Origin of the sequence: Gaoshiqia hydrogeniformans (assembly GCF_049347105.1) — a bacterium.
Taxonomy (GTDB): Bacteria; Bacteroidota; Bacteroidia; order Bacteroidales; family Prolixibacteraceae; genus Gaoshiqia; species Gaoshiqia hydrogeniformans.
The window spans coordinates 2888276-2901156 of the sequence record NZ_CP186334.1; the positions used below are offsets into that span (position 1 = coordinate 2888276).

Genomic DNA, 12881 nt, shown 5'->3' on the forward strand with positions numbered 1-12881 from the left:
ATGGCACATAATAAGCAGGATTCTGAGCAGTCGGCATGACCCGGCGAAGGGGCCTATTGATGACCTGCCATCGTAACTGAAACCTAAAATATGAATAGACTTATTGTCGCAATTGTTTTATTGGCAACTGCATTGACCGCAAAAACACAAAACATTCAACCGTTTATTGATAGTTTAATGCAGGCCGGGCATATTCCGGAACTCGGTTATGCCGTTATTTCGGCCGACAGCATTATGACCCTTCAAACAGTAGGCTTTCACCGGGCGGACCTCAAAAAAAGAAAAACCCGGGCAAAAGTTACAGACTATTTTCATTTAGGTTCAAATACAAAAGCAATAACAGGTTTCGTTGCAGCATATCTTGTTGAAAACAACAAAATAAATTGGACGACTATGTTTTTTGACTTATTCCCGGAATGGAAAACACAGAGCAACCCGGCCTATTATGAAATTACCTTAGCCGACTTACTCTCCCACAGGGCCAAAATACAACCCTATACAAGCGGACTTGAATATCAGAAACTACCGGCTTTTAAAGGTGATAAATCAGATCAACGAAAACAATTTGCCAGGTATTTGCTAACCGAACAACCTGTAAGAGATAGTAGTAAGGTTTATAACTACTCTAATGCCGGTTATACGGTTGCCGCTTTGATGCTTGAGGAAGTCTCTGGAAAAACCTGGGAGCAATTGACAAAAGAAATCATGTTGACAACACTTCATGTCGACATAAAATTCAGCTGGCCCAATAAAATAAGCTTAAAACAACCATATGGCCATTGGGTCGAAAGCGGAACCCTGCAATCGCTTGCACCTGACATCAGCTATAATTTAAGACTTGGAGAACCCGCGGGTGATATCAGCATGACCTTACCTGATTACGCAAAATTTGTACAACTAAACTTACAGGGATTATTAGGAAAAGACCATGTTATAAAGGCAAGCACATACCATTATCTTCATTTCGGACGAACAGACTATGCGATGGGTTGGGTCAATGTAAATAATGATGATAACGAATTTTCCGAACATTCAGGTTCGGCAGGGACCTTCTTCAGCCATACGCTTATCGATAAAAAGAATAAATTCGCCTACATCGTTGTTGCAAATAGTGCCACCGAAGAAACACAACAAGGAATATTTTCACTTTTAGACAGATTGAGAAAAAAATACAGCAGCTAAACCCGATGTCGCGTGTAACGATAAAAAGAAGAGCTGCCAGGCTGGTCCCAATTTTTTTTTACCTCAGAGACTTTTAAGAATATTTTAAATAAAAAGTAAACTATACTTGACATTTAGAAATGTATACTTATCTTTGTGGAAATTTTATACGACATATTATGAAACGAGAAGTAAATCAAAAGAGTGTGCCTTGGGCCCTGGTTTTTACAGTTAGCTTTATAATCAGCGTATTTGTACTGTCTGAATTTTCCCTCACAGTGCCAATAATTTTGCTGATTATTACAATTAATCCTCTTTTATTGGTTTATTCATTTCAAAACGGAAGTACAGATGATAAATACAATAAAGGTTGAGCGGGCAAAAAAAAATTGGACACAAGCTGATTTGGCCGGGAAAATTGGTATCTCAAGACAGGCTATGAATTCAATCGAGACAGGTAAGTTTGTTCCGTCTACCTTGCTGGCGTTAAAATTGGCCCACGTTTTTAATACCCCGGTCGAGGAAATATTCAAGTTGGAAGAGGCCGATCTTACAAGCAATTAGTTGTACGATTGCAAATTCAACAGACTAAGTGATCTGTCGACCCCACCTCCCTCTTGCCTTCGCAGAGCGGTGACGAGGCGTAAGCTCGCAGTCGTTTGTAACGACAAATGGCGGATGACAGTTGTGCGAAAATCCGGTTTGGAGACGATGACTTCTGAACACCACGCGATGCAATCGCACGGGAGCGGGATTGCATGCAGCCGGATTCTTTTTTCTGTAAACATTCGATGCTTCCGGCATCCTCATTATGAAAGCGTCATCCCGAATTGGTTTCGGGATCTCTGTTGCTAATTGCAAAATCGCCGGCGGCCTTGACTTTTTCTGTTTACTTTTTTGTCTTGACACAAAAAAGTAAATCCTGTCCAGAAGGACAAAAGTGTTGGGTGTCGCAGGTTTCAACCGCGCATCCCATAATCGTCGGTTAAAAACCGACGCACCCAAATCGTTTCAGATACAAATACGGTTGTGGAGACAGATGCTGAAACAAGTTCGGCATGACCGAAGGGCAGTTTAGCTATTGTAACAGCTTCATCGGAATTTAATAAATAAGCACCGGGTACAATAAATAGGACTCTGAGAGGTCGGCACGTCCCGGCAATGAGCCGATGCTGAACAACGAATAAGGGCCAGGCTCATGCTGACGCCGGTTTGTAACCGGCGCCTTGCCCGTCAGGGCGAGCTTTTGCTTTTTCAAAGCAAGGGAGGGGTCACAGACCCGTAACAGCAAAGAAAGTATCCTGTTGTTCAAACTACGTCTGCGCTGGGCGATGGCTACAGAAGCGCAAACTCAAGCACTTCGCCTACATTTCGTACAAACCGGAAGTTTAAGCCTTTCAGGTAAACATCTTTGATTTCTTCCAGATCTTTTTTGTTCTCAACCGAGAGCAATACCTCTTTTATTCCGGCTCGTTTGGCAGCCAGGATTTTTTCCTTGATTCCGCCTACCGGCAACACTTTCCCTCGCAAGGTAATTTCACCGGTCATCGCAATATTTTCCCGAACTTTTCGGCCGGTAAGTACCGAGGCCAGCGAGGTGACCATCGTGATCCCGGCAGAGGGACCATCCTTGGGAATGGCGCCTTCGGGCACGTGAATATGCCAACTGCTTTTTTCAAAGACCGCGGGGTCCACATTCAGCTCTTTTGTATGCGATTTGAGGTATTCCAGCGCTAACATGGCAGATTCTTTCATCACGTCTCCCAGGTTGCCGGTGAGGGTCAGGTTGCCTTTGCCATTGCTTTGGCTCGATTCCACGTACAGGATTTCGCCGCCGTGGGCAGTCCATGCAAGTCCGGTAACAACTCCCAGGAACTCGTTCCCCTGGTAACTTTCGTGCGTATATTGTTCTGCGCCCAAATAAGCCCGGGCATCCTTTTTGGTCAGCTTTTTATCGTAGTCCTCATAAAAAGCAACTTTTTTAGCTACACGGCGAACGATTTTGGCGATCTTCTTATCCAGATCGCGAACGCCTGATTCGCGAGTGTAACTGGCGATTATGTATTCCATCACCTCTTTGGGAAACGTCAGCTGGCTTTTTTTCAAACCGTGGTTTTCCAGTTGCTTGGGAATCAGGTGACGCCTGGCAATTTCCACTTTTTCTTCCATGATGTAACCGCTCACGTCAATCAGTTCCAGGCGGTCGCGCAAAGGCGGCGCAATGGTATTCAGGGTGTTTGCCGTGGCAATGAACATGACTTTCGACAAGTCGTATTCAATCTCCACATAGTTGTCGTGAAATTCATAGTTTTGTTCGGGGTCGAGCACTTCGAGCAGAGCCGAAGCCGGGTCGCCGTGAAAATCGCTCGACACCTTATCGATCTCATCCAGGATGAATACCGGGTTTGATGATTTTGCCTTTTTGATATTTTGCAGAATCCGCCCGGGCATCGCGCCGATGTATGTTTTCCGGTGCCCGCGAATTTCCGACTCATCGTGCAAGCCGCCGAGGCTCATCCGGATATATTTTCGTCCCAGTGCCCTTGCAATGGACTTACCCAGCGAAGTTTTTCCAACTCCGGGAGGACCATACAAACAAAGGATGGGCGCTTTCATATCTTTCTTCAATTTTAGCACAGCCAAGTGTTCCAGGATGCGCTCTTTAACCTTTTCCAGTCCGAAGTGGTCTTCATCCAACACGGTTTCGGCATGTTTCAGGTCGAAATTATCTTCCGTGTATTCATTCCAGGGCAAATCGAGTAAAGTCTGGCAATACGAATATTGCACGGAATATTCGCCGGCAGCCGGATTGAGCCGCTGAAGCTTGTTTACTTCTTTCTCGAAATGATTTGCTACCTCTTCGCTCCACTTTTTCTCTTTGGCGATCTCTTTTAGATCGTTGATCTCCTGTTCAGTCGGGTTTCCTCCCAACTCATTCTGGATGGTTTTGATCTGCTGATTAAGCAAAAATTCACGTTGTTGCTGGTCCAGTTCCAGTTTTACCTTGGTTTGGATATCCCGTTTCAGTTCCAGCATCTGAACCTCCTTCACGAGGTAGGATATCGCCTGGATGCCGCGTTCACGGATATCGGAGAACTCGAGCAGATTCTGCTTTTCTTCCACTTTCAGGTCGGTATTCGAGCAGATGAAATTGATCAGGAAGGTAGAATTCTCAATGTTTTTTACGGCAAAGCTGGCTTCGGGCGGAACATTTGACGAATATTGGGCAATTTTAATCGACAGGTCCTTTAATGAACCCACAATGGCGTTAAATTCGGCTGTTTCGTCGCCCGAGACGATTTCTTCGAGTAGATTAACCTTGGCTTTAAAGTAGGGAAATTCTTCGAGGTAGCTCTGTACCTGAAACCGGCGTTTTCCCTGGATAATGACCGAGGTTGATCCATCGGGCATTTCGAGGATCTTTAAAATTTGAGCTACTGTTCCCACCCGATACAAATCTTTCGGTTCCGGATCGTCCACCGATCCGTCGATCTGGGTTACCGTACCCAACACTTTATCATCCCGGAATACATCCTGAATCAGCTTCAGTGATTTTTGCCGGCCTACTGTAATCGGAATAACAACTCCCGGAAACAGAACGGTATTTCTGAGCGGTAAAATTGGCAGTGTTTCAGGAACATTAAAGTTTTTCAGTTCCTTGTCATCCCCGTCTGCAATGATGGGGATCAATTCGCTGTCATCATCGTCTATTCCTGTAAATATCATTCCACTAAAGGGTTGTCCTTTCATATTTCCCATGATTCATTCTTCGTTTCTGTATGACAATCTGGCCTGTTTTCACCAGCATAAAAACCAGGACACAATAAGGCAATAGCCATGCCAAAAAGCGTTGTTTCTGATGGCGGGGCTAAAACCTGCGATATGGCGCAGAACAGTCAAAAACCGAGGTAAGAATACGCTGGTCTTCGTCTGTCATCACCCGTTTCCGGCGGGCCATTACCTGTGCGGCCGTGTTAAATACACTTTTCAGCGAGTTTACTTTGTAGCCGTGAGCCCCCCCGTCGGAAAACGAAGGCACAAACTGCCGGGGGAAACCGGCCCCGTGAATGTTACAACCAACGCCGACTACCGTGCCTGTGTTAAACATGGTGCTGATCCCGGCTTTCGAATGATCGCCCATGATTAGTCCGCAAAATTGCAGACCTGTCCTGATAAATTTGTTTTCCGGATAACTCCAGACTTTAACTTTTTCGTAACTGTTTTTCAGGTTCGAAACATTTGTGCCTGCGCCCAGGTTGCACCATTCGCCCAGAACCGAGTGTCCCAGAAATCCGTCGTGTCCTTTATTGGAATAACCGGTGATGATGGATTGGGCAATTTCTCCGCCAACTTTCGAGTAGGGGCCAATTGTGGTAGCGCCGTATATTTTGCTTCCCATGTTTACCACGGCATGTTCGCCCAGTACAACCGGCCCGCGGATCAGAGAACCTTCCATGATCTCGGCATCTTTCCCGATGTATACCGCCCCCTGGGTCGCGTTAATGGTCGCGTATTCGATCTTCGCCCCTTCTTCGGCAAAAATACGTTCAGGCGCCAGCAGCTTGTTGGTTTTGCTGATGGGGGCAGATTTGCGGCCTGCCGTTATCAATTCAAAGTCCAGCTGAATTTGCCGTGCATTTGCTTCGGTGAGGTCCCAGGGATGCCTGATCAGATCGAGCTCGCCGGGAAAATCGGCCCATTGGATCATCTGAACTGAGGCCGGGTACGACCTTGCCTCTTCAGCCGGGAGGCGCACCGCCACCGGAATTCCGTTGTAAGTGATTCCCTGGGCCGGCAGTAATTTTTTTACCTGTAAAACCAATTCATCGGTCGGGCAAATATGGGACGACAGGAGTAAATTGTCATCTGCAACTGCCAGGGGAAATTTTTTTCTCAGGTATTCTTCCGTTCTGAACGAATAAGTTTCAGGGATCCGGTTTTCCCACTTCCCGCGAATGGTGAGTATGCCGCTGCGAAGCATCGCAACCGGGCGGGTGTAACACAACGGAAGCAGACAATCGCGCTGGTCTGATTCGAATAAGATGATATTCATGACCGGATGTTTAGACAGTAAATTACGATTTAAAAAAAAAGCTCCGCAAAAGCGAAGCTTCGATATTTATCGTGGAAATAAATTCTTACTTTTTACGGGCATCCATGTGTTTTTGGTAACGGCTCATGAATTTATCAACGCGTCCGGCCGTATCAACAAGTTTCATTTTTCCGGTATAAAACGGATGAGAGCTGCTTGAAATCTCCAGTTTCACTACAGGATATTCCGTGCCATCAACGATTTCTGTTTCTTTTGTTTGAATTGTAGACTTTGTCAAAAATACGTTGCCGTTTGACATGTCTTTGAATGCTACCATTCTATAGCTATCCGGATGTATTTCTTTTTTCATTGCTGATCTCCTTTTTCAACATTATTATAATCGGGCTGCAAATATAAATATACTTGCGTAATTTCCAAAGATTTTAGTTTTTAATTTTTTATTATTCTTTCTCAGCGCCAATGATCGGCGCCCGGCTGAATGTTTTTGTTCGGTCGAACAAATAACGCATGGTGTAATGTGTTTTCATGTGTTTCCCGCCAACCGATTTATAGAGCGCCACAATTTTCGGATTGAAATCACCGGCCCAGCTAAGTTCCATTTCCCGGTACCAGTTTTTTCGGTACATCACCGGACGCAGGTGCCAGAAGATAGCCGATTCAACTCCCGAACGCTGAAACTTGGGCACAATCCCGATGATCAGGCTCCGGGTCCGGGTCATGGTTTTTCGTTTCTTCAGCCAAAGGAATTTAAGCATATTCCAAAGGTTTAATTTTCCGTTCAGGTGAATCAAAATCTGGTTCAGGTCGGGTATCATCACGAACAGGGCAATCGGTTCGCCTTCATGGTAGGCAAACCAGATGAATTCCTCCTCCAGGATTGGTTTGGCCGACTTCAGGAAATCTCTCATGTCGTCTTTATCCAGGGGCTGATAATGCTCGTGAAAACGCCAGGCTCCATCGTAGACCGCGGCAAAATCATCGATGAATTTTTCCTTTTTATCCCAGGAGAAATGTTCGAAGCGGAATTGCGGTTTTTTAGCGACCCATTCGGCTACCTTCCAAAAACGTTCGGGTAATTCGGGCAGGGTGGTATCCAGGTGATAGCTGTATTGTTCAAAATAAACCTGAAAGCCATAATTTTCGAACAAAGATTTGTAATACGGCGGATTATACGGCATGCCAAAACCTTGCGGCATAAACCCGTCGGCCAGCAGTCCCCAGTTCATGTAGTTTTCTCCAAAATTTACGGGGCCGTCCATGGCTTCCATGCCACGATCTTTCAGCCAATTGCGGGCGGCATCAAACAGCGCATTCGCCGCTTGCTGATCATCTGCACATTCAAAGAAACCACAACCCCCGGTGGGCTGCTCAAAGGAGTTGGCTTTGTTGTAGTTCACAAAAGCGGCAATTCGTCCAAGCAGCTTGCCCTGGTCATCGGTCAATATCCACCGGATAGCTTCACCGTTTTTAAATGAAGGGTTTTTCTGTGGATTGAACGTATCTTCCACCATCATTTCGAGTGGGGGAGCCCAATTTTTGTCATGCGTGTACACGAGATGGGGAACGCGATGAAATTGCTTTTTTGTTTTCTGGTTGTCGACGGTTCTGATTTGCATATTCAGTTAAAAAATAATAAGCAAGTTAAGATTAAAAAAACTTCTGACGAATAGGTTAATGCTCATCAATCGAGAATTATTGGCGATCGCTGAAATTCCTTATTCCGGTCAAATAAATACCGAAGGGTCAGGTGGGTTTTGGTGTGGATCCCGCCAACAGCTTTGAAAATGGAAACCATTTTCGGGTTAAAATCTCCCACCCAGCTCAATTCCATTTCATTATACCAGTGTTTTTTCAGCAACACCTGTCTGATCTGGTAGAAAATAGCCGATTCAATACCTGATTTCTGAAATTTGGGAACGACCCCCATCACCAAAACCCGGCAACGGCTAATCACCTTTTTCTGTTTCAGGTATAACATTTTCAGCATTTTCAGAAAGTTTAACTTTCCATTCCTGAAATATTTAAATAACTGGTTCAGGTCGGGTATCATCATGAAAAATGCGATGGGTGTGTTTTCGTGGTAAACAAACCAGATAAACTCTTCATCGATCATCATTTTTGATTGTTTCAGCATGTCCCGGATATCGCCTGGGGTGATTGTTTTATAGTTATCGTGTTTGCTCCAGGCCTGCTCATAGATTTGAAGAAAGTCGCCGATAAACCGTTCCTGTTTCGAGAAGCGGAATTGTTTAAAACTGTAAGCCGGCTTTTTGGCTGTCCAGGCAGCGATTTTCCAAAAACGTTCAGGAAGATCGGGACTGGTAATGTTCAGGTGATAACTATATTGCTCGTAATAGGTTTTGAACCCGTAACTCTCGAATAGTGTCCGGTAATACGGAGGATTATAAGGCATACCAAAGCCCTGTTGCACGAATCCTTTGACCAAAAGCCCCCAGTTGAAAAAGTTTTCGCCAATATTGATGGGGCCGTCAACGGCTTCCATTCCTTTTTCTTTTAACCAGTTACAGGCGGCGTCGAATAATTTACCGGCGGCTTTCTGATCATTGATACATTCAAAAAAACCACAGCCGCCGGTGGGCTGGTCGAAGCTGCCGGCATAAGCGGGTATGAAAAAAGCGGCAATTCGTCCGACAAACCGGCCATCCTGCTTCAGTAACCATCGACAGGCCACCCCCGATTTCAGCGCGTTGTTCTTTTGCGGGTCGAAGGAGGTTTCGACCATGATCCGTAAAGGCGGTACCCAATTTGGATCGTTTTTGTAAATTAAATACGGAAGTTCATGAAACGCATCAACCAGCTTCTTATCGTTTATCTCTATGATCTCCATGTAGCAATAAATGATTAAAACTGCCGAAAATAATACTTATCGGCTGAAAATAAAAGCAGGGGCCAAAACCCCTGTTAAAATTTACCGAAACAACGAGCGAAAAGTCGACTTAAACCAGTGTTTCTGCCACCCCAATTTTTTACGATTAGTATGTCCAATGGAATTTCTCTATTGATTGGAACTTAACCGGTCGAAGGTACGCTGTGGAACCAAGGATTTGCTTACCTGGCCAACAGTCATTTCCGAGTTTACCTCAAACGAAACTCTTTGGTGTATCTTAACCGAAGATGTACCCACTTTTAGCGTGTAGCTTCCCGGTTCAATTATCCAGGCTGAATCAGTTTCGTCGAACGATGCCAAATCGTTTGCGGTAATCGTAAAACTAAGGGTTTCGGTTTCACCCGGCTGCAACAGGCGGGTTTTTCCAAATGCAACCAATGTTGCTTCTGGCTTTTCCAATTTGCCGTTCGGTGCACTGACATATGCCTGTACCACTTCGCGTCCGGCAACCGAACCAGTGTTTTTCACTTCAACCGAAGCGGAAAGCGTACCGTCGAAAGTGGCTGAGCCGAGCTGTAAATTTGCGTATTCGAAATTGGTGTATGACAGCCCATAGCCAAACTCGTAGGCCACAGGTACATCAAACGTGTTGTAGTAGCGGTAGCCCACGTAAATATCTTCTTCATAAACAACCTCCCAGGGCACACGCCGCATAAACGAGAAGCCTGATAAATCGGCCGCATCATCCACCTTGTTTGATTTTACCTCAATACCCGGAAAATTTTTAGCCGTTGGGACATCCTGATAAGAAATCGGGAAGGTAACCGCCAGTTTGCCGGAAGGGTTCACCTTGCCGGTAAGCACATCCACTACCGAGTTACCGGCTTCCTGTCCCGGCTGCCAGGCCATCAAAACAGCATCGGGCCATTCGCGCCAGCTGGCGGTTTCAATTACACCGCCCACATTCAGCACCACAATCGCTTTTTTGCCTTTTGCCCGGAATGCCTCCGATACATCTTTAATCAAGGCTTTTTCAGTAGCTGTGAGGTAAAAATCTCCTTCCACAGCTTCGCGGTCGCCACCTTCGCCCGAGTTGCGGCCAATGGTGATCAGGGCAATATCCGCCTTACCGGCCATTTTTACAGCCAGTGCTTTTGCTAGGGGCATCTCCTCAACCGGTTCTTTACCGCCCATCAGAGCTGCCAGCCAGTTTTTTGGGGTGCCGGCTTTGGCACGGTTTTCTTTCATGTAGCCGTCGTAGATTGCTGCCAATTCCTCATCGGTTTCGAAGCCCCCGTTTTTCAGTCCTTCGATCAGCGAAATGGTGTATGCCTCGTTGACATCGCCACTGCCCGTGCCACCGGCAACAAAATCGTAGGAAGTATTTCCAAAGGCAGCTACTTTTTTCAGGTTTTCAGCAATAGGAAGCGCCTGTCCTTTATTTTCGAGCAAGACCATCCCGTCTGTCGCTGCCTGGCGGGTTACATTAGCATGAGCTTGCAAATCGGGATTTGAAGAATAAGCATAGCCCTGATATTTCGGAGTTTTCAGCATAATTCCCAGGATGCGGGATAGGTTTTGATCCAACACGGCTTCATCCAGACGACCTTCGTTTACCGCTGCTATTAACTCCTGTATTTGCTTCGGCTGGCCTGGCTGAATCATGTCGTTTCCGGCTTCCATTTGGGCCACCACATCGCTGCCACCGCCCCAGTCAGTCATTACATAACCGGCAAAACCCCAGTCATTACGCAATATTTTTGTCAACAGATCGTGACTTTCGGATGTGTAAACGCCATTAATTTTATTATAGGATGACATTACCGTCCACGGTTGCGCCTCTTTCACGGCAATTTCAAAACCTTTCAGATAGATTTCGCGCAGGGCCCGCTCACTCACAACCGTATTTACCGACATCCGGTTGGTTTCCTGATTGTTGGCGGCAAAATGTTTCACCGATGTGCCAACGCCGTTCGACTGGATGCCCTTAACCATGGCCGCGGCCATTTTACCGGTCACCAGCGGGTCTTCGGAATAGTATTCAAAATTACGTCCGCACAGCGGGTCGCGCTGAATGTTCATTCCCGGGGCCAGCAACACATCGGCCCCATATTCCAGCACCTCGTTGCCCATCGCCTCGCCTACCTGGTAAACCAGCTCTGTATCCCAGCTCGAAGCCAGCACCGTGGCAATCGGGAAAGCGGTGCAATAATACGTTCGCTCCTCTCCTTTTCTTTTGGGTTGAATCCGCAAACCGGCCGGCCCATCGGCCAATACCTGCGAGCTAATGCCTATTTCCGGAAACTCGGAGCTAAAGCCTGCCGCACCCGGGAGATATTTCCGGATACGATCAACCATATTGGCGTACAGGGTGTCTGTATTTTCGTCCATTTTCCGGTCGCCAAACATGTTTTTGATGGAATCCGGCAAATCCATGAACATACCGGTACCAATCAGCAACTGAGCCTTTTGTTCCAGGCTCAAGGCCGAAACCATTTCCTTTATTTTTTCCTGATCGGTTTTTCCCTTTTCGGAAGGATTACAACCAGTAATTCCGGCCATTACGAACACATATATGGCGAACTGAATTACCTTTTTTCTATAGGAACATTTTTTTTTCATAATCGATTATCCTGCTAAATTTGAGTTTTGTTTTCTATTTTACAAAAGATGCATCGTTCAAATAGTTGAAACATTGCCGGACACCTTCGAATTGGGTAATCCCGCTTTTAACGGCTTCGAGCTCAACATAAAAGTCCTTCACCCCAATCTCATAGGCTTTATTGAAAATGTTTTTAAAGTTCATCATCCCGGATTGTCCTAATACAGCGCGGTCTTTGATGTGAAGGACGGGGAAACGGTCGGGATATTTTTCGAAGTACTCCAGCGGATCATTTTGTCCCATCACCGTCCAATACACATCCATCTCGAAGAAAACCAAGCTGGGATCCGTTCCTTCCAGGAGCAAATCGTAAATAACGTCGCCAAGGGGCATCCACCAAGATGCCTCTTTCCCTTTATCTTCTTCTTTTACAACTCGTTTAAACTCCATGTTGTGGTTGTGATAGCCCCACTTTATGCCAGCTTCCCGTGCAATTTCGCCAGCCTGGTTAAATACTTCGCAGACCAATTGGGCATCATCGTGGTTTTCAATAGTCGGCATCATGGGCTGGATCAGCGTTTTTACGCCCAGCGCCAAATGATCCTCTGTTGCCTGTTTCCAGAAATCGGCAATTTCGCCCTGATTGGATTTGCTGAATGCCCGCACCGGCGGGTTTACATGCGAACTGCGGATTTCCAGCCCGGCATCTTCCACAATTTTTCGGTACTCAGCCATGTTGTATTGCCCCATTTTTCGGTCGCGATAGCCAGCCAGTTCAATATAACTGTAGCCCATTTCGGCAATCTTTTTCATCCCCGACGGAACATCTTCCGTAAGTTCCTTTCCGAGCGAATAAATCTGCAAACCGATTTTTTTTGACGGGGCAGGATTGTTACCGACACTTTGTGAGGCAAATGAAGATTTTCCGGCCACCAGTGCCCCGGTTGCCAACAATGACAATTTCTTTAAAAATTCACGTTTCGTTTCCATTTCGTATTGGTTAAGTTAGTTGGTATTGGTTAGTCCCCCAAGCAAAAAAACCTGAAAGAACCAGGATTAAAACCATAAATAATGTATTTACGTCATTCTGACACAATGATAAAATGAATAAATTGAAATTCAAACCAAATATGTTTTACAACCACGATTTTCTGATCAGGATAAAATCTGAGAGAAGCAGAAATGGAGACCGGACGAATAGCTTCGTTTTCATCGGC

At 45.8% G+C, this 12881-nt stretch carries 9 protein-coding genes; 2 read left to right on the forward strand and 7 right to left on the reverse strand.

What is annotated here, in order from left to right:
* Window positions 1-90 precede the first annotated feature (90 nt).
* A complete protein-coding gene (locus tag ACOIT5_RS11550) occupies window positions 91-1182 on the forward strand; it encodes a serine hydrolase domain-containing protein (RefSeq protein WP_423126313.1) in 1092 nt (363 codons plus the stop codon).
* Between the two features lie 330 nt (window positions 1183-1512).
* Window positions 1513-1725, forward strand: coding sequence for a helix-turn-helix transcriptional regulator (locus ACOIT5_RS11555; protein WP_423126314.1), 213 nt, complete (start codon window positions 1513-1515; stop codon window positions 1723-1725).
* A 771-nt stretch (window positions 1726-2496) separates the two neighbouring features.
* Here the strand turns inward: ACOIT5_RS11555 and lon are convergent.
* The 7 genes from lon to ACOIT5_RS11590 all read right to left on the reverse strand — a co-directional run bounded on the left by lon (window position 2497) and on the right by ACOIT5_RS11590 (window position 12654).
* Entirely contained in the window at window positions 2497-4920 is a 2424-nt protein-coding gene (gene lon / locus ACOIT5_RS11560) for an endopeptidase La (protein WP_423126315.1), read from the reverse strand.
* A gap of 109 nt (window positions 4921-5029) precedes the next feature.
* Window positions 5030-6214 carry a GlmU family protein gene (locus tag ACOIT5_RS11565; protein ID WP_423126316.1) on the reverse strand — a complete coding sequence of 395 codons (1185 nt, stop codon included), beginning with the start codon at window positions 6212-6214 and terminating at the stop codon, window positions 5030-5032.
* Window positions 6215-6299: 85 nt separating this feature from the next.
* Complete coding sequence (locus tag ACOIT5_RS11570; RefSeq protein ID WP_423126317.1) at window positions 6300-6563, reverse strand: type B 50S ribosomal protein L31; 264 nt, start codon at window positions 6561-6563, stop codon at window positions 6300-6302.
* A 91-nt stretch (window positions 6564-6654) separates the two neighbouring features.
* Complete coding sequence (locus ACOIT5_RS11575) at window positions 6655-7830, reverse strand: GNAT family N-acetyltransferase (RefSeq protein ID WP_423126318.1); 1176 nt, start codon at window positions 7828-7830, stop codon at window positions 6655-6657.
* 65 nt (window positions 7831-7895) lie between these two features.
* On the reverse strand, window positions 7896-9062 hold the full coding sequence (locus ACOIT5_RS11580; protein WP_423126319.1) for a GNAT family N-acetyltransferase: 1167 nt from the start codon (window positions 9060-9062) through the stop codon (window positions 7896-7898).
* Between the two features lie 168 nt (window positions 9063-9230).
* On the reverse strand, window positions 9231-11624 hold the full coding sequence (locus ACOIT5_RS11585; protein WP_423126320.1) for a glycoside hydrolase family 3 N-terminal domain-containing protein: 2394 nt from the start codon (window positions 11622-11624) through the stop codon (window positions 9231-9233).
* Between the two features lie 94 nt (window positions 11625-11718).
* A complete protein-coding gene (locus ACOIT5_RS11590; protein ID WP_423126321.1) occupies window positions 11719-12654 on the reverse strand; it encodes a sugar phosphate isomerase/epimerase family protein in 936 nt (311 codons plus the stop codon).
* Between the last annotated feature and the right edge of the window lie 227 nt (window positions 12655-12881).

Coding starts and splice junctions, on each gene's coding strand:
- ACOIT5_RS11575 (WP_423126318.1), bottom strand. CDS start 7,830: ATGCAAATCAGAACCGTCGACAACCAGAAAACAAAAAAGCAATTTCAT.
- ACOIT5_RS11580 (WP_423126319.1), bottom strand. CDS start 9,062: ATGGAGATCATAGAGATAAACGATAAGAAGCTGGTTGATGCGTTTCAT.
- ACOIT5_RS11570 (WP_423126317.1), bottom strand. CDS start 6,563: ATGAAAAAAGAAATACATCCGGATAGCTATAGAATGGTAGCATTCAAA.
- ACOIT5_RS11550 (WP_423126313.1), top strand. CDS start 91: ATGAATAGACTTATTGTCGCAATTGTTTTATTGGCAACTGCATTGACC.
- ACOIT5_RS11565 (WP_423126316.1), bottom strand. CDS start 6,214: ATGAATATCATCTTATTCGAATCAGACCAGCGCGATTGTCTGCTTCCG.
- ACOIT5_RS11555 (WP_423126314.1), top strand. CDS start 1,513: ATGATAAATACAATAAAGGTTGAGCGGGCAAAAAAAAATTGGACACAA.
- lon (WP_423126315.1), bottom strand. CDS start 4,920: ATGGGAAATATGAAAGGACAACCCTTTAGTGGAATGATATTTACAGGA.
- ACOIT5_RS11590 (WP_423126321.1), bottom strand. CDS start 12,654: ATGGAAACGAAACGTGAATTTTTAAAGAAATTGTCATTGTTGGCAACC.
- ACOIT5_RS11585 (WP_423126320.1), bottom strand. CDS start 11,624: ATGGCCGGAATTACTGGTTGTAATCCTTCCGAAAAGGGAAAAACCGAT.